The 16,222-nt window shown below is 68.6% G+C and carries 16 protein-coding genes; 4 read left to right on the forward strand and 12 right to left on the reverse strand.

Annotation, left to right across the window (positions count from 1 at the left end):
* Positions 1-747: 747 nt before the first annotated feature.
* From AC07FN_RS00350 to AC07FN_RS00375, 6 genes are read right to left on the reverse strand one after another with little or no spacing between them, the layout of a single operon-like run.
* Positions 748-1,185, reverse strand: coding sequence for a hypothetical protein (locus tag AC07FN_RS00350; protein WP_478393669.1), 438 nt, complete (start codon positions 1,183-1,185; stop codon positions 748-750).
* Positions 1,182-2,447 (reverse strand): RAMP superfamily CRISPR-associated protein, encoded by a 1,266-nt coding sequence (locus AC07FN_RS00355; protein WP_478393670.1) that lies wholly within the window; start codon positions 2,445-2,447, stop codon positions 1,182-1,184. Before AC07FN_RS00355 ends, AC07FN_RS00350 begins: the two co-directional genes overlap by 4 nt.
* Complete coding sequence (locus AC07FN_RS00360) at positions 2,444-3,655, reverse strand: type III-B CRISPR module-associated Cmr3 family protein (protein ID WP_478393671.1); 1,212 nt, start codon at positions 3,653-3,655, stop codon at positions 2,444-2,446. Before AC07FN_RS00360 ends, AC07FN_RS00355 begins: the two co-directional genes overlap by 4 nt.
* On the reverse strand, positions 3,652-4,227 hold the full coding sequence (locus AC07FN_RS00365; RefSeq protein ID WP_478393672.1) for an RAMP superfamily CRISPR-associated protein: 576 nt from the start codon (positions 4,225-4,227) through the stop codon (positions 3,652-3,654). Before AC07FN_RS00365 ends, AC07FN_RS00360 begins: the two co-directional genes overlap by 4 nt.
* Positions 4,215-5,561: a Cas10/Cmr2 second palm domain-containing protein gene (locus AC07FN_RS00370; protein WP_478393673.1), complete on the reverse strand. Its 1,347-nt coding sequence runs from the start codon at positions 5,559-5,561 to the stop codon at positions 4,215-4,217. The genes AC07FN_RS00365 and AC07FN_RS00370 overlap by 13 nt, the downstream gene beginning before the upstream one ends.
* Positions 5,558-7,447, reverse strand: coding sequence for an RAMP superfamily CRISPR-associated protein (locus AC07FN_RS00375; protein ID WP_478393674.1), 1,890 nt, complete (start codon positions 7,445-7,447; stop codon positions 5,558-5,560). Before AC07FN_RS00375 ends, AC07FN_RS00370 begins: the two co-directional genes overlap by 4 nt.
* Positions 7,448-7,552: 105 nt before the next feature.
* Here AC07FN_RS00375 and AC07FN_RS00380 point away from each other — a divergent pair, with 105 nt between their 5' ends.
* Together AC07FN_RS00380 and csb2 are read left to right on the forward strand one after the other, a co-directional pair.
* Positions 7,553-8,662, forward strand: a complete 1,110-nt coding sequence (locus AC07FN_RS00380; protein WP_478393675.1) for a hypothetical protein — start codon at positions 7,553-7,555, stop codon at positions 8,660-8,662.
* A gap of 26 nt (positions 8,663-8,688) precedes the next feature.
* On the forward strand, positions 8,689-9,333 hold the full coding sequence (gene csb2, locus AC07FN_RS00385) for a type I-G CRISPR-associated protein Csb2 (protein ID WP_478393870.1): 645 nt from the start codon (positions 8,689-8,691) through the stop codon (positions 9,331-9,333).
* A gap of 235 nt (positions 9,334-9,568) precedes the next feature.
* Here the strand turns inward: csb2 and AC07FN_RS00390 are convergent, their stop codons facing one another.
* Positions 9,569-9,922 (reverse strand): hypothetical protein, encoded by a 354-nt coding sequence (locus AC07FN_RS00390; protein ID WP_478393676.1) that lies wholly within the window; start codon positions 9,920-9,922, stop codon positions 9,569-9,571.
* 25 nt (positions 9,923-9,947) lie between these two features.
* Positions 9,948-10,709, reverse strand: coding sequence for a sulfite exporter TauE/SafE family protein (locus AC07FN_RS00395; protein WP_478393677.1), 762 nt, complete (start codon positions 10,707-10,709; stop codon positions 9,948-9,950).
* 83 nt (positions 10,710-10,792) lie between these two features.
* Here AC07FN_RS00395 and AC07FN_RS00400 point away from each other — a divergent pair, with 83 nt between their 5' ends.
* Positions 10,793-11,725: a LysR family transcriptional regulator gene (locus tag AC07FN_RS00400; protein WP_478393678.1), complete on the forward strand. Its 933-nt coding sequence runs from the start codon at positions 10,793-10,795 to the stop codon at positions 11,723-11,725.
* 169 nt (positions 11,726-11,894) lie between these two features.
* Entirely contained in the window at positions 11,895-12,710 is an 816-nt protein-coding gene (locus AC07FN_RS00405; RefSeq protein WP_452612170.1) for an SAM-dependent methyltransferase, read from the forward strand.
* 53 nt (positions 12,711-12,763) lie between these two features.
* On the opposite strand, the gene AC07FN_RS00410 is transcribed toward AC07FN_RS00405, so the two are convergent.
* The 4 genes from AC07FN_RS00410 to AC07FN_RS00425 all read right to left on the reverse strand — a co-directional run bounded on the left by AC07FN_RS00410 (position 12,764) and on the right by AC07FN_RS00425 (position 16,219).
* Positions 12,764-13,138 (reverse strand): hypothetical protein, encoded by a 375-nt coding sequence (locus tag AC07FN_RS00410; RefSeq protein ID WP_478393679.1) that lies wholly within the window; start codon positions 13,136-13,138, stop codon positions 12,764-12,766.
* A 35-nt stretch (positions 13,139-13,173) separates the two neighbouring features.
* Positions 13,174-14,100, reverse strand: coding sequence for a LysR substrate-binding domain-containing protein (locus AC07FN_RS00415; RefSeq protein ID WP_478393680.1), 927 nt, complete (start codon positions 14,098-14,100; stop codon positions 13,174-13,176).
* 152 nt (positions 14,101-14,252) lie between these two features.
* Positions 14,253-15,044, reverse strand: a complete 792-nt coding sequence (locus AC07FN_RS00420) for an HpcH/HpaI aldolase/citrate lyase family protein (protein WP_478393681.1) — start codon at positions 15,042-15,044, stop codon at positions 14,253-14,255.
* Positions 15,044-16,219 (reverse strand): CaiB/BaiF CoA transferase family protein, encoded by a 1,176-nt coding sequence (locus AC07FN_RS00425; RefSeq protein ID WP_478393682.1) that lies wholly within the window; start codon positions 16,217-16,219, stop codon positions 15,044-15,046. Before AC07FN_RS00425 ends, AC07FN_RS00420 begins: the two co-directional genes overlap by 1 nt.
* Positions 16,220-16,222: the final 3 nt, after the last annotated feature.

Below are 16,222 nucleotides of genomic sequence, written 5' to 3' on the forward strand. Positions count from 1 at the left end.
CAGCCACAGGTGCCCCGCCCCGCTCTTTCTGTGACCGGCAGGTAGCTGGCCTCAATGGGTACCGGCTTGGGGAGCCGGTGACAGTCTCCGAACTGTTCTATTCATTCCAGGGCGAGGGTGTGCCTCAAGGGGAACCGGCGTTGGACGCCGATGACAGGCATCGTCGCTCGACGAGATCGAACGCTGGATCACGGCCTCAAGGGGGACCGGCGTTGTGGGCCGGTGACAGCTCGATGAACTACGACACGGCCATGCTGGCGCTGTACCTGCCTCAAAGGGGACCGGCGTTGTGGGCCGGTGACAGGGGCAACACGCTGAGCCGATGTGGGACGCTCGCCAACACGCCTCAAAGGGGACCGGCGTTGTGGGCCGGTGACAGTTGCGGGCATTGTCGCCGCGCTGGTGCGAAAGTCTTTGGTGGCCTCAAAGGGGACCGGCGTTGTGGGCCCGTGACAGGCCGACGTGCTGTCGGACTCCACCGGGATCCCCGCGCCTCAAAGGGGACCGGCGTTGTGGGCCGGTGATAGGGCTTGGTGTTTTTGGGGGCTTTGACCTGGGGTTTCAAAGATCGACGCGAGCGGTTTCCGGTGGAGATCGCTCGCTTGGCTCTCGTTGATCTTACACTCCTGCTATTCGTCCTGTGACCTGCGGTTTTGGGTTGCGAGCGGTTCGTGCCTGGAGGTGTTCGCGTTGGACCGCTCGCAGTTGGGTGACCATCACCAGCGGTGCTGGTGGTGCGCGGGTGGTTCAGGTAAGGGTCGAGGTGTGGCCGATGAAGGCGGCTGTGGTGGGGCGTAGTGGGGTCAGTTGGATGAAGTCGTCTCGGTTCAGGATCTCTTTGTTTCCCTTGAACTGGTGGACTTGGCCCTCGTCCTGGTGCCAGTGCCGCAGTTTGGTGATTTCTGGCTCCGGCACCTCTTCGTGCTCGGTCCACAGGTCGCCGACCGCCGCTTCGCCACTGGTCAGCAGGGCTGCCCAGCAGTCCGTGCCGTCGATGCGCACGCGCAGCCAGCGTCGCGCGGCCCACGCCCACAGGTGGGTCGTGATCGGTGGCCGGGTGGGCATGGGTTCGAGGTGGAAGCCGTTCACGTCCGCCCAGCTCGCGTCCCAGCCCGCAGCGATCGAGTGGAGCTCGCGCCAGTCATCGGCCAGCCGGTGGCCGCTGCCGTGCAGGTGCCAGGTCATGCAGCGTCCTTCCGGAGCGTCGAGGCGAGCGACGCCAGGTCGGGCTCCCGCCAGTCGGTGTCGGCGACGCGTACCGTCCCGTAGCCGCGCATGGTGCTCTGGCCGATGCCGATCAATCCGTCGTTCAAGTCGGCGATCACGGCGTTCAGCAGCGGCAGGTCGCCGTCTTCCAGCTTCCCGATCTGATCGACGCGCAGCCGGAACTGCCCGGCCACCACGAGTTCGTCCTTGTACAGCGCGCCGTCCTTGTAGCCGCCGGAGAACCGGTCGATCCCCACGTGCGGACGCTCCTTCTCCACCACCGGGTTCTCGATGACGGCGGTGTGCACGACGATCGCCCCTCGCCGCGCGGACTCGTGGCCGCCTGACCCGAAGATCCGGCACGGCCGGCACTCGTCATCCTCCTGGCCGTTGCAGGCCGGAACTCCGACCACGCGGCAGATGTACTCCGCGCGGGACCGCATGATGCCCTTGAGCGTCGAGCCGGGAATCGCCGGAGCACCGTCCAGCTGGAAGATCTCGCGCGGCGCCTGCTCGGGTTTGTCCTCGTCACCAACGCCGCAGTGCAGACCGTCCACAATGGTCATATGCACGTTCAGCAGCGGTTCGGCAGCGGGCGCGGGCACTGGCTGACTGGTTGGTTCGGGGTAGGAGTCCAGGCCCGTGCGGCGGACCCAATCGAGCAGGCCTTCGGGCGTGGCCAGGTCGTAGTCGGCGGCGCCCCAGCCGATGAGTCGGCACTTCCCGGCCCCGGTGGTGACACCTCGCCCCAGCCTCGGGTGCCAGGACTTCAGCTTGGTCAGGAACACCTCGCGCCGCTGATCCGGGTTATTCCAGCGCAGCATGATGTCGAACTCGGTCCCGCGCGGCAGCTGCTCGACCCTGTGCAAGGCGTTGTTCCTGGCCGCGCCGCGCGATCGGTCGATCGCAGTTCGGGCGTGGTGACCGGTCTCGTCCCGCCCAGGATCGTCGACTGCCGGACGATAGCGGGTGCCGAGGACCTGGATCGTGGACGGCGTCAGGGCGAAGTCTTCGGAATCCGGTTCTTTCCGCTCCTCCGGCCGGCTGCCGAACAGGTCGTCCAGCGCCTCGCCGCAGTGTTCACGCAGGCTGCCCGCCACGGTCGTGCCGGGCAGGTGGATGCTGCCGGCCGGGTCGCGGTGTAGCCGCAGGTCGCTGCCGCGCTCGGTCGGAAGCTCGGCACCGATCACACCGCCCTCCGATTCCAGGCGAATCCGTGCCGTCAGCAGCAGTACCTTCACTTCCCGTACTCCAACTTCTCGACTAGGCGGCCGAAAAGCACTGGATCGGTGACGTCCAGCAGTTTCCGCAGCGCCTTCGCGTACTCGTCGTCGCGATCCAGCAGATCCCGGAACGGCGCGTCGCTCTCGATGCCCTTCCGTAGCTCCGCGGTGCGTTTGCGCAGGTGGGGAAGGGCTCCCCCATCGTCGACACTCAGGTCCGCGCGCAGCTTCGCGAGAACGCTGCCCCACTGGTAGAAGGAAAGTGGTGCAACCGGCCGGCACAGCGCGCCGAAACCTTCCCGCCGCCGCAGCCCCACCCCGCGAACCATGAGCGCACGCAGGGCGGCGTCGCTCGGCCGCTCCGCACAGCGGACGCGGTAGGTCGAGCCAGCCTGAACCGCCCGCTCCGTCGGCTTCGGCAGGCCGCTGGCCAGGTGCCAGCCGCCGACCTCTGTCCAGCGCTGCCAGGGCTTCACCACCGATGAGGCCTCCACGCCCAGCACCTCCGACAGCTCGCACAGGTCCGGCTCGGCGGCGGGCAGGCCCAGCGCATCGACGAAGATCCCCGGCGCGGCCAGCTGCAGGATCACGTCCTTGCCGATCAGCTTTGCGGGCTCCGGCTCGGCCTCGAAGTCGATGGCGACCTCGGCATTGCCCTGAATCGTGCGCTTTCCGCCCAGGGAGATTGTTCGCACCGGTTCACCATCGATGTGCAGCGAGCGCAGCGCGGGCCCGGACAGCCAGCCTTCGAACACGTTGCCCGCGGCGATGCTGCTCTGGTTGAACAGGCTTCCCGTGCGCACGACGCCTTCCGCATCGAGCGCGGGCCGAGTGCGCGGCGTCCGCCGAACCTTGCCGATCGGGCCGCCCTTGCTGTATTCGAGCTTCTGCTTGCACCACGGGCATGCGTCCGCCTCCTCGTCGACCGAGTCCCACCAGAGCTTTCTGCAGTCGTCGCCCGCCCGGTATTTGTGGACCTTGACGCTCAGCGGCACCGGAAGGCTCGCCGCGCAGTGCAACGGGCCGAAAACCACGTCGCCTTCGAAGATTTCGAGGAAATCATCGTTGGGATCGCCGTGCGCGAGCAGCCACTGCTCGGCCAGCGCTCCTCGCACGGCTGTGCCGGGGATGTGGTCGTAGGACTCCTGCCGGAAGTCATTGCGCAGGTGGCGGACCACCGCGACCGGCTCGGTGAGGGTGACGGTCAGCTTTGCAGATTCGGTCATGGCTGATTCACCTGGAGGAATCGGCGGACGGCGGCTTCGTCGAGTTCGTGGCTTGTGCAGGTGATGCCGACCCAGCCCAGGCCGCGCCGCCGCAGCGCGCCCAGCGACCGGGTCGCTTGCGCGGCGACTACCAGCACGTCCTGGTGCATGGTCAGATCTTCGATGCGGGCGGTCTGCGTCACCGTGAAGGTTGCGCTCTCCGCCCCGGTCTGTTCGGCGATGACGAGCATGTCCTCGGCCGCGGTGTGGGTCTCGCGATCGATGCGCACTCGCGCGCTCGGCATCGCCGGATACCAGGCCGGCTGCTCATCCGGTTCGTGCGCCCGGGGAACCGGCGAACTCCAGTGCCACGGGCAACGCTGCCGACTGGAGCCGAATACCTCGGCCACCACCGGGTTGTCCGTGCCGAGCAGCAGTCCGGCGGTGGCGCGCACGACGCCTTTGAGGCTGGAGCCAGGTAGTGCGTGCCGCTGGCTAATGGTGTTGTGCACGCCTGGGCCACCCTGCCCGAGCGCGACCCGGAACGGGCCGTGGAAGGTGATCTCGAATTCGAACCGGGTTACCGCCGCCACCAGTGCACCATCCCCAGTGCGTCCGCCAACAGAATCGGATCCTCCCGGAAGGGAGCGACCTTGCCGGCCAGGCCGAGCCGCCGGAGGTGCTGCTCCACCGGCTTGGTGCCGAGGTCGTGAGAGCGCAGCAGTTCGGCGAGTCGTTGCCGCGCGGCGTTGGGAAGCTCGGCGAGCTCGGCCAGCTGGGGAGCCTCGTCCTCCAGTTTTGCGTGCCGGAACGGCGTCCGGTCGATCGGCTCTTCGCCGTCGCGCGTCGCGTCCTGCCAGGCGATGGCGGCCTCGGCACCGAGGTATTGCGTTTTCGCGTTGCGCAGCAGTGTCGAGACGAGATCGTGCATCACGTGCAGCGGCTTGATGTGGTGGTGGAAGACGATTCCGGCTGACAGTGACGGCGATAGGACACCGGTTCCGTCCGTCTTCTTCCTGATCTGCCGCCCGAACACCGATTGCAGCGTCCGGACGAAATCCCACGCACGGTCGGCCGGGACGCTGACCAGCACGTCATCACCGCCGACCAGGTGTGGGACCACGGGCGGTGCCGTGTCGCTGTCCCAGATCTCCCGGACGGCTGCGACAAGGGCTTCCCACGTGGACTCATCGATCACCTTCGTGACCTTCTGCAATAGTTCCCGAGCCCGCTTCTCGTGGCGCATTGTGTGGAGCTCGCCGATAAACTTCCCGATCGCGTTGCCGTCCGCGTAGATCAACGCCACGTGCGTGCCACCGCTGCTCAGCTTGGCAAGATCCTTCATCATGTTCGGGACCCGTGTGGTCGTGCCGAGCCTGCTCAGCAGTTCTTTCTCTTGGCGCGGCATCCGCTCGCCCTGCTCGGCGTCGATCGCCGCCGCCTTGCGCTGAGCGCATTCCCCGCACAGGCGGTTGTTCTCCTCGTCGGCGTTGTTCGGGGTCGCGGGCCAGCTGTAGCACCAACCGCACGGCTTGCCCGGCGGCCAGTCGCTCACCGCCGGAGACCACGTGTTCTCCCGCTTCGCCGGGCTCAGCTTGGCTTCGGCGTAGTTCCCACCGACGAATGTGCCGGCGCGAAGAGTGGCGGTCGGCAGCTTTCCACGAAGATGGCTGATCACGCGCTGCCTGACCCGCTGCTCGACCTCATCGTCGTCGACCAGTAGCTTCAGCGCCACGACGCCGTCGATGTCGCCGACCTCGTCATTGCGCACGACCTTGTCCCGCATGCCTTCGAGTACCTTGTCGATGGTCTCGCGAGCGGTCGCCTCGGAGATCATGGTCGATCCGCCGCGTCGGCCGCGCAGCTTCGTCGTCCGGGTCAGCCACGACTGGATGTGCACGACGCCGATGTCCAGGTAGACGCTCACGAGCTCCCCTTCTGCTGCGGATTCTCCTCGACGACGAGCGGCAACTCGTGGTCGTGCTCGGCGCGAGGATCCACATGGGGTAGCGAAGTGAGGGGATATTCGCCGTAACCCGAGGTGTGCTTCCAGAACGCGAAGCCGGCATCGAATTTCTCCGAACCGTGCCGCGCCCACGGCTCGCCTGGCGGATACCAGACCCTCTCCGGATCGACGGAGTCCGGGTGCAGGACCTCGGCGAGTTGGGGCCATAGGGTTTTCCGCAGCGGTTCGGGCTGAGCGTCGCGAAACTCGGCCAGCAGCTGCTCGGCGTCGACAGGTTGCTTCGCCGAGCCGCCGTCGTAGCGGGAGCCGTTCGTCCACATTTCGCCCTCGACCAGCGTGATCCGGCTGCTGCCGAAACCGAGCGGCCGCCCGCCGCCGATGTGCTGCAACAAGCCGCCCGACTCCATCGCCCGGCCTGGAAGCAGGGCCGCCAGCAAGCCGCCGAGCTGGGCGTGGTCGATGTCGGTGAAGGTGATCGTGGCGGTGAGCTTCGTTCCGGCCGGGAAGGCCACCGCCTCCGAAGCCATCTTGCTGTTCCGTTGGTGCGGGCGGGCGACCTCGCGTCCGTTGAACTCTGTTGTGTGCCAGTAGTATTTCCACCCACGCAACTCCCGAAGTTCCTCCTGGTCAGCCTCGGAACCCCACTCCCGCAGCGGCTGATCTTCCCCGCTGGCGGTCTTTCCCTCGAATTCATCGTTGTGCAGGTAGAACTGCCCGGCTCCCGGGCGCGGCACTCCCAGCGGAGGCAAGGTGTACGGCTCCGGCTTCACCGCCACGTCGGCCAGTGCATCTCCGAACCGCACATGACCTCGGTAGGAGCGCTGCATCGCCCGATCGGCCGCTTCGGGATCGTCCGGCTTTCCGGACAGGTCCGCCGAGCCGAACAGGCGGCAGCTAGGGCACAACTCGCGATCCGAGGTGCACGGCCCGAACTCCCGGACGCGTTTCCCGGTGGCGTGTTCGCCGGAGTGTCGCCAGGCCATCGCCAGGCCCAGGTCCGTGATGCCGTGCTCAGGATCCCAAGTGACCCATACCGGCTGGTGTTTCCGCAGCTCGGCACCCGCGATGTGCCGGTAGCCGACGGTGCAGACCTCGTCGGTGCCGTTGTTGTTCTTGCGACGGACGGTCACGAGCTTGATGGGCTTTCCGTCTTGTGCTTCCAGCTCGCTGGGGCGCTGGTCATCGGTGCCTGCGACCAGTTCCCGGAAGCGATCCCACACTTCCCGCCGCACCTCGACCGGTTGGCCGTTGCACTTGCGGAGGTGCCCGAAGTAAGGACCACTGTCGTCACGGGTGTCGCTGAGGAACAGCACCCACTCACCGCTGGGATCCCGCTGGAAAACGCCGTCTTCCTTGGTGAATCTTGTGCCGGACAGGAGCGGGCGACGTGCGTTGATGTCGTCCAGCTGCTTCGCGGTGAGCCGGTCCTTGCGCATGTCGCCGAGTTCGCAGAGCTCCACCACCGGTGGCCGATCGCCATGCGGCGCGACGGTCACGACCGCCATCCGCCGGCCCTTGCTCCACTCGACGGGATCCCGGTAGCTCGGCACGAACTCGTCGTCGAAGACCCGGAGGCAGCTGCCGGTCATCGTCTCGTGCAGTGACCGGATCGCGCCCTTCCACGACGAGCCCGGAATGAACGCGGTGCCGTCCGGGCGCGTCGGCAGTTCGGCGCTGTCGTCGTCGCCGAAGCCGCGTATGAGCAGAGGTGTCACGGCCTCTATCGAGACGGTGAGTTTTCCGGACAGCAGCGCCGGATCTCCTCGGTGCCCGTTGGGTGCCGCGCGCTGCGGCGCCTCCGGCGGGAGGGGGACGAACGTGTACGGGTTGACGAAAAATTCGTCCAAGGCTCTGCCTCCTGGGTGACCCTGCCCTTGAGGTGGAGAAAACCGAGCGTAATCACTCGGCGACACGGTAGGTTACATGCGTCCCCCCGAACGACGTGGAGCGGTATGGGAATCCTCTCGAATCTGCGACGTGGCAACGCATCGAAAGGCGTGCGGGCCTTCTCCATCGCGGTAGTCATGCTCGGTGCGGTGGCCACCGCGATGCTGTCGCTGGTACTCGAAGACCTGCTGCCGAAGGGCGACCCGCAAGCGCTGTTCGATCCGAAACGGCTGGCCATATTGGTCGCAGTGCTGCTCTTCGCCGGGGGCGCGGTGTGGCTGCGGTACGGAGTGCGCCAGACATCGGGAACGTTGTTCAGCGTGCAGGTGCTTGACGAGGGGATGCGCGACCGCACGCAGGAGCAGGGCCGGAATTCCCGTGCGGTTGCGGCGAAGAAGCACATGTCGATCCGGGTGCTGCACCGCTGGCTCGATTTCGAAACGAGCACGGGCAACGATGTCATCGACCTGGAAGCTGACTGCCGCGAAGCAGGTGCTCAGCTGCAGTTGATGGTCAACACCACGCCAGACGACGGCAAGCATTCCGTCGCGCCGGTCATGCTGTGGCCGATAGCGATGGCCGTCGGCGGCTACCTCCCGGCGCGCACCCACGACTTCAGGATGGTGGAGCTGCCGACCCAGCCAGGGGAGAAAGAGCAGCAATTCGAACTTCCCCTGATGCTGGAGAAAGATCTGCCGAAGCTGGCCGCCAGAGCGGAGCGCATCGAGGACGCAACAGGGGAGCGCATCGGTGTGCACATCGGCCTCGCCAAGTTCTCCGACCAGTTCTACAAGCACCGCTTCCGGCACTTCCGGGCGGCCGGAGTCCGGACCTGCTACACGGTCAGCGACTCGGATGACATCCTGATCAGCGAGAACCACAAACCGGTCTTCACCGGCGAGGAGCTGAAGCGGCTCAGCCGGCTGGTCACAGCGGAGTTGTTCCGCATCAAGGAAGAGCATCCCGACGACGAACTCGTGGTATTCGCCAACATGCCGAAAACCGTTGCCTTCGCCGCAGGATGGCAACTCATGCAGTACCGCCGCTCCTTCTACCGCAACACTTACCTGATGCATTACGACTCGGGGACGGAGACCTACATCCCGATGCGGGTTCGTTCGTCACAGCCGACCACTGGGTTCACCGTGCGGCAGATCCGTGGCGGTGCGGCTTGATGCTCACGTACTCCTTTCCACAGCACATGCGGGTTCGCGGGCGGATGGCCGGTGCAGTTGCCGGATGCTTGCGGAAGACCGTCATGAGCCGGGTGCCCGATCCGATTCCGCCGGAGATCAGCGGTCACGGCGCGGACAATCGGCCGCACGTCGCCTACCTGCCGCTGCTCGATGCCGGGCATCCCGATGCGGGCGGCGATGTGCTCGGCGTCGGGCTGTTGGTTCCCGATGGGCGGACGGATCTTGTCGCGGCCGTCGACGCCGCGCTGGCGGAAAGCTTCGAGCTCCGCCTGCCGGGCGCGCACCTGCGCCTTCGGCGCCGCATCACGGCAGGAACGCCGCTGGAGCCCGAGTGGTGGTTCGGGCGGGCTCGGCGCTGGGCCACGGTGACGCCGATGGTGCTCGACCGGTTCTCCGGAAGGGACAACGAGGAGGCAGAGGTCGGCCGCGCTTGCCAACGTGTCGGGCTTCCCGAACCGACGGTCGTGATCACAGGACACGACCCGCTGGTGCGCGGTGGCGCGTTCCTCAGGCCCGGCGACCTCGCCCGCCGGGAGAAGGTGCCGCGTCCCTTCATCCATGTCCTCCTGGAGTTCCCGACGCCGGTGTCGGGCCCGGTTCTGCTCGGTGCACAGCGGTATCTCGGCATGGGGCTCTGCGTGCCTCGCTAGGGCCAACTCGACTTCGCTCGAAACGCCTTGGGAATCGTCCGAACGCGCTTCCCCTGTCCTGTTCGGGGACGTGCGCAATCCTGCGGAGATCCTGGAAACTCGGTGGTCAGCAGCGGATTCGAGATCCCCGGGCCGGTCCGCCGATCTGCTCCAACCTCCGCGCCGGGACCAGCGGCCTGCCGGTCCTCTCGGCCGAGGTGGCGGCCGCATTCCGACCGGGGCGTTGGCCCGCGGGTCACTCGGCCGACAGCACGAGGAGTCCGAGACCGATGAGCGCGGCGAGAATGGTCAGCAGCATTTCGCCCGTGATGCCGAGCAGGAGCGCGAGGGCCAAAGCGCGCACGGCGAACTGTCGCTGCAGCCGGGCGACATCGGACGGTGTGCCGGACGACGGTGTGACCATCTCTTTCCTCCGAACGATCAGGAGTGCTTCCCGGTATGCCGTGAACTTGGGACCGGGCCGGCGAAAATCGGCGCGGTGCCAGGGGGAACAGGTGGTGCCGTCGGGCTTCTGCTTGCGCTCACCGATCGGACCGGCATTACGCGCGGAACGGCCGGCTCCCACCGCTCGCAGGCGATCACGCCGCATCCGTGCGCGGTGCGGTAGCCCGTGCTCAGCCGCGCAAGAAGTACAGGACGGTCATGATCACAGCGATGGCCAGGATGCTGCCCCGCAGCAGCGAGGCGGGGAGACGGCGGGCGAGGTGGGCGCCGGCCCAGCCGCCGGCCACCGCGCCGACCAGCATGGCCGCGAGGACGAGCGGAGCGCTCAGCACGTCTGAAGCGAAGAGGAACAGCACGGCCGCGCTGAGAAAGACGGCCGCGAGCTGCACGACCCGCATCGGGTTGCTGGTCGCGGCGTCGACTCCGAGCCCGATGCTCCACAGCGCGAGCATCGTGATGCCTACGGCGCCGCCGAAGTATCCGCCGTACATGGCGAGGAAGAACTGACCGATCAGGACGGCTCGGGGACTCATGCCGACCGAGCGGCCCAGCACGGTGCTCAACGCCTGGGGGAGGCGCCGCCCGAAAGCGAGGACCAGCGTGGCGGAGGCGAGCAGCCAGGGCGCCGCGGCGTCGAACGACGATGCCGGCAGTGCCAGCAGCAGGCCGGCACCGATCCCGCCGCCGACCATGCTGATCGCCGTCAGCGCCTTCGTGGACGTTCCCCCGACCGGGGTGAGCTCGCGTCGGTAGACCCACGCGCTGGCCACGGCCCCGGGTACGAGGGCGACCCGCGACAACGCGTTCGCGGTCACCGGTGGCAGGCCGAACGCGACGAGAGCGGGCAGCGCGACGAACGTCCCCCCACCACCGATGGCGTTCAGCGCTCCTGCGGCGATGCCGGTCAGCAGGACGAGCAAAGTCTCGATCACAGCCCGAGCATCGTCCCGTGACCAGCGGATCCACAATGCGCAATCGACGTACCCGGCCTAAGGCTGGGACTTAGGCTGAGGCGGTGCGCTATGACCTGGCCGACCTGCGGCTCTTCCTCCACGTCGTGACCGAGGGGTCGATCACGGCGGGTGCTCGCCGGATGCACCTGAGCCTGCCTTCGGCCAGCGCCAGAGTGCGCTCGCTGGAAGGCCAGGCCGGCGTGGCACTGCTGATCCGCGGCCGGCGGGGCGTGCGGCCGACACCGGCCGGGACGACCCTGGCCCGCCACGCGCGGGACGTGCTCGCCCAGACCGCGCGACTCGAAAGTGCCGTCGCGAGCTACACCCGGTCTCCCGCCGCTCCCCTGACGCTGCTGGGCGGCGGCTCCGCGATGCACCGGCTCGTGCCGAGGGCCCTGGTCTCCTTCCTCCGGGCACACCCGGACGTCGACGTCACGGTGTCCGAGAGCCGCACCCCGCAGACCGTGCGGATGCTCGCCGACGGCGAGGCGGACCTGGGCGTGGTCCTCGACGGCGAGGCCCGTGACTGCGGCCTGCGCATGGAGCCCCTCGGCGATGACTCCCTCGTCGTGATCGGCCAGGCCGGCGGAATCCTCGCCGAGCGGACCGCGCTGACCTACGGCGAGGTCGCCGAACACCCCCTGATCGGACTCAACGCCGACTCCTCGCTGCGCCGTTGGATCGAGAAGCACCTCGCACCACACGCTCCAGTGGTGCGCTACCGCACCACCGTCGCCAATCTCAACGTCCTCGTCGCCCTCGCCGCCGCCGGAGTCGGGCTCGCCGTAGTACCGCGTCCCGCCATCGACCCCCACCAGCCACTAGAGGTGTGCGAACTGCAAGACCCCTGGGCTCGCCGCCACCATTTGCTGGCCTGGGGCGTCAAGGACCATGCCGCCTCGACGGCCGTCGCCTCACTCGCCGAACACCTGCGTCACGCAGCCCTCTTCGATCCTGCCTCCCACAGCACACCCGCAGACGTCGTCGGCCCATGACGGCTGGCCGGCCGCCGCCCCGCCTTTACCGAGCGAGGGACTGCAACTGGACCGGCTCTTCACCGCCAGGTCATACCCCGAACAGGATTTCTCCCGAAACGCCATGGGAATTGCCCCAACGGGCCTACCCTGTCGTGATCAACACCACGAGGACCGAGTGGATTCGACCATGGCATCTGTTGACAGGCCGCAGATCGACACTTCCAAGCCGAGCATCGCGCGGGTGTACGACGCTTTCATCGGCGGCAAGGACAATTTCGAGGTGGACCGCGAGGTCCTGCAGCAGATCCTGCAGATCGCCCCGGACGCGGTGCAGGTCGGGAAGCAGTGCCGGGGCTGGCTGATCCGGGTGGTCCGCTACCTCGCGGGGCCGGCCGGCATCGACCAGTTCCTCGACCTGGGCTCGGGCCTGCCGAGCGCGGAGAACACCCACCAGGCGGCGCAGCGCATCAACCCCGAGGCGCGGGTGGTCTACTTCGACATCGACCCGTCGGTCGTCGCGCACGGCCGAGCGCTGCTGGTCGACAACGAGTACACGCACTTCGAGTTCGGGGACATGCGAAACCCCGCGGAGATCCTCCAGAACCCGGTGGTGACCAAGTACCTGGACCTGAGCCGCCCGGTGGCGCTGATCCAGGGCAACACCCTGCACCACGTGGCGACCGACCGGGATCCGGCCGGCATCATGTCGACCTACGTCGACGCCCTGGCCCCGGGCTCGTTCCTCGCGATCTCGCACCTCTACGACCCGGACGACGGCACATCCCGAGCCAGGCTGGCGGAAGAGGCCCAAGCCGCGTTCAAAGCGATGATGGGCACCTGCTTCTACCGGAAGCGCCACGAGATCGAAGCGCTGTTCGACGGTCTGGAAATGATCGAACCGGGCCTGACGTACCTGTTCGACTGGTGGCCCGACGGCCCCCGCCTGAAGGAACCCTCCGACGCGGAGCACAACCTCCTCGGCGGAGTAGCCCGCAAGCCCTGAACGGTGCGTGCCCATGCAGGGCCGCCGATGATCTCGCCGGCCTGCCGGAATCGCTACAGGATCCAGGTGGCGACGCCGAGCGCGATCGCGACGGCGAGCAGGACCAGGCCGGTGACCAGGACTGTTCGGCGCGGCGCCGCCTGCCTCGGGACGTGCGGCTGCTGCATCTGCGGCGGGTGGCCGAAGCCGGGCGGCAGGTGCTCCGACGACGGCACCCAGGCCGAGCGGTCCGGGACTTCCAGCCAGGTCGGGCCGGGCTGCGGCGGGCCGGTCGGGTCTGACGGAAGCGGGGCGTTCGCGATCGGCGGGGGAGCGGTCGGCCGCGTCGCGCGGCGTTGCAGCCGAAGCCCGTACACGGTCAGGGCCAGCCCGACGACCCCGATCAAGGCCGAGAGCACCGAGCCCAGCTTGTCCGCGATCTCCAGCACCCGAACAGATTGCCAGACCGGCGCGCGGAAAAGCGCTAGGCGAGCCGGATCCCGGGCCACTCACCGGCGGCGGCCATCTGCCGCGTCACCACCGTGATGCCCTCCTGCACCGCCGTCACCGCATCCCGGGACGGGTAGTACTCGACGGCGTTGCAGACCGCGACGCTGCGCGTGATGACCGGGTTGCGGATTCGCCGAACGCCGAGCTCCCGGTGGTTCTCCTGGTCCGCGACGCTCGACAGCGGCAGGATCGTGCACGCCTCGCCGCCGGCCGCGATGCGGATCATCGAGCCCAGCGAGTCCACGTCCGCGACGATCGACGGCACCAGACCCTGCGCGGCGAACGCCCGGTCGATCAGCGCCCGCAGGTTGCTGCGGCCGCCGGGCACCACCAGCGGCGTGTCGTGCAGGTCCACCAGCCGGATCTCGTCATCGTCGGCGGCGGGCGGTTTCGGCTGCCCGATGAGGAAGAGGTCTTCCGAGTACAGCGGGGTTTCGGCCGGTCGGACGGTGTCGTCGTCGCGGTAGAGCACCGCCAGGTCGAGGCGGCCGAGGGTGAGCAGTTCCTGGATGTAGCCGCTCATCGACTCGAACAGCTGGAGGTGGATGCCGGGGTGGTGCGCCTTCGTCCAGGAGAACAGCGCCGGCGCCAGGCGCACCGAGACGGTCGTCGGCAGCCCGACGGCGACCGGGCCGTGGATCTGGTCGCCGCTGAGCACGTCGCCGGCGATCCGGTCGAACTGCCGCACCAGCCGCTGCGCGTCGCGGTAGAGGGCGCGGCCGGCGGCGGTGGGCGTCACGCCGCGCGGCCCGCGTTCCAGCAACCGGACGCCGAGCTCGGCCTCCAGGTGGGCGATCCGCTGGCTCAGCGCCGGTTGCGAGACGTAGAGGCGGCCGGCGGCGCGGGTGAGGCTGCCGGAGTCGACGACGGTGATGAAGTCGCGCAGGTGAGCGATGTCCACGTCGCCCCCGTTCCCGCTGCCTGTCCACTCGTCCGGGATTCAACCACGCCCCGCCCGCAGCGTCCTGAGACGCCGGTTTCGCGCGAAACCGTCATCCCTCCTGCATGGGAGCGCCGGTTTCGCGCGAAACCGCCGAACCGATCTCCGCTCGGCTACTCCGCCGCGCGCAGCAGCCGCCGGGCGCGCTCGACCACGGGCCGGTCGATCATCGCGCCGTCCAGCGACACCGCCGCGCCGTTCGCCTGCTCGTCCGCGTCGACCACGCGTCGCGCCCACGCGATCTCCTCAGCGCTCGGGCGCATGGCGTCGCGGACGATCGGCAGCTGCGCGGGGTGGATGCACAGCTTCGCGCCGAAGCCCCATTCCCTGGCGCGGCGCGAATCCCGCTCGATGGCATCGGTGTCGCTGATCGACGGCGTGACACCGTCGACCGGCGCGGGCAGCCCGCTCGCCGCGGACCAGCGGACCAGGTCCGCCCGCGAGGCGTCCAGCGCCGCGTCGGCAGTCACGCCGAGGTCCAGCGCCAGGTCGATGCTCCCGAAAACCAGCCGGGCCAGGCCCGCAGCCGCGCAGATCTCGCCGAGGTTCACGAATCCGCGCGCGGTTTCGACGAGCCCGAGCACCGGCCGGCCGGTGGCCTCGGCCGTCACCCGCACGTCCTCCGCGCTCTCGGTCTTCGGCAGGACGACCGCGTCGGGGCCGAGTTCCCGGCAGAGCTGCACGTCGGCGTCGAATTCCGGGCTGTTGCGCGCATTGATGCGCACCGCCACGCCGGAGCCGATCGGCCACGCGGCGCGCAGGTTCTCCCGTGCCGATGCCTTGGCGTCCGCCGGGACCGCGTCCTCCAGGTCGACGATGACGGCATCCGCCCCCGCGCCGACGGCCTTGGCGAACCGCTCCGGACGCGACCCGGGCACGAACAGCCAGGTGACCGCGTTCTCCATCACACCACCCCATCTCGAACGAGAGCGTCCACATCGGACTCGCCATGACCGAGCTCGGCCAAGATCTTCCTGGTGTGCTCGCCGACGTCCGGGATCGGATCCATCCGCGGCGCGGGATCGACCGGCCCGGGAGGCGCCAGCGCGGGCACCGGGCCACGCGGCGTCTGCACCTCGTGCCACCGGCCGCGCGCCGTCAGCTGAGGGTGCGCCCACACGTCGGCGAGGGTGTTGACCCGAGCGCAGGCCACCGGCACGGCGGTCAGCAGCGAGGTCGCCTCGTCGCCGGTCAGGGCCGCGAAGCGGGCGGCGATGATCCGGCCCAGCTCCTCGCGGTTGGCGTTGCGGTTGGCGTTGCCCGCGTAGTCGGGATCCTCGGCGAGCTCCGGTCGGCCGAGGAACCGGTCGCAGAACGCCCGCCATTCGCGCTCGTTCTGGATGCTCATCATGATGACCTTGCCGTCGCGCGCGGTGAACGGGCCGTACGGGTAGATCGTGGCGTGCGCCGCGCCCGCGCGCGGCGGCGGCTGGGCGCCGTCGTAGGTGTAGTAGAGCGGGAAACCCATCCACTCGACCGTGGATTCCAGCATCGACACGTCGATGTGCGCGCCCCTGCCGGTGTTCGCGCGTTCCAGCAGCGCCGCGAGGATCGAGCTGTAGGCGTACATCCCGGCGGAGATGTCGGAGACGGAGATGCCGACCTTGGCCATGTCCTCGCCGGAACCGGTCACCGACAGCAGCCCGGCCTCGCTCTGCACCATCAGGTCGTAGGCCTTCATCGACTCGTACGGGCCGCCGCTGCCGTAGCCGGAGATGTCGCACACGACCAGCCCGGGGTTGCCGGCCTGCAGCTCGTCGGCGCCGAGGCCCATGCGGGCCGCCGCGCCCGGGGCGAGGTTCTGGAGGAACACGTCCGCGGTGCCGAGCAGCTGCCGCAGCACCGCCATGCCGCGCGGGTCCTTGATGTCGAGCGTCAGCGATTCCTTGCTGCGGTTGACCCACACGAAGTGCGAGCTCAACCCGTTGACGCGGGAGTCGTACTGGCGCGCGAAGTCGCCGGCCCCCGGCCGCTCGACCTTGATCACCCGCGCGCCGAGGTCCGCGAGCTGCCTGCTGGCATAAGGCGCGGCGATGGCCTGTTCGAGGGCCACCACGGTCACGCCGCGGAGGGGTTGCACTGG

Source organism: Saccharopolyspora sp. NPDC045941 (assembly GCF_056431445.1).

What these genes read in the sequence shown, in the direction of transcription:
- AC07FN_RS00380 (WP_478393675.1), top strand. Translation starts at nt 7,553, where the DNA reads ATGGGAATCCTCTCGAATCTGCGACGTGGCAACGCATCGAAAGGCGTG.
- AC07FN_RS00420 (WP_478393681.1), bottom strand. Translation starts at nt 15,044, where the DNA reads ATGGAGAACGCGGTCACCTGGCTGTTCGTGCCCGGGTCGCGTCCGGAG.
- AC07FN_RS00390 (WP_478393676.1), bottom strand. Translation starts at nt 9,922, where the DNA reads ATGCGGCGTGATCGCCTGCGAGCGGTGGGAGCCGGCCGTTCCGCGCGT.
- AC07FN_RS00360 (WP_478393671.1), bottom strand. Translation starts at nt 3,655, where the DNA reads ATGACCGAATCTGCAAAGCTGACCGTCACCCTCACCGAGCCGGTCGCG.
- AC07FN_RS00405 (WP_452612170.1), top strand. Translation starts at nt 11,895, where the DNA reads ATGGCATCTGTTGACAGGCCGCAGATCGACACTTCCAAGCCGAGCATC.
- csb2 (WP_478393870.1), top strand. Translation starts at nt 8,689, where the DNA reads ATGCGGGTTCGCGGGCGGATGGCCGGTGCAGTTGCCGGATGCTTGCGG.
- AC07FN_RS00350 (WP_478393669.1), bottom strand. Translation starts at nt 1,185, where the DNA reads ATGACCTGGCACCTGCACGGCAGCGGCCACCGGCTGGCCGATGACTGG.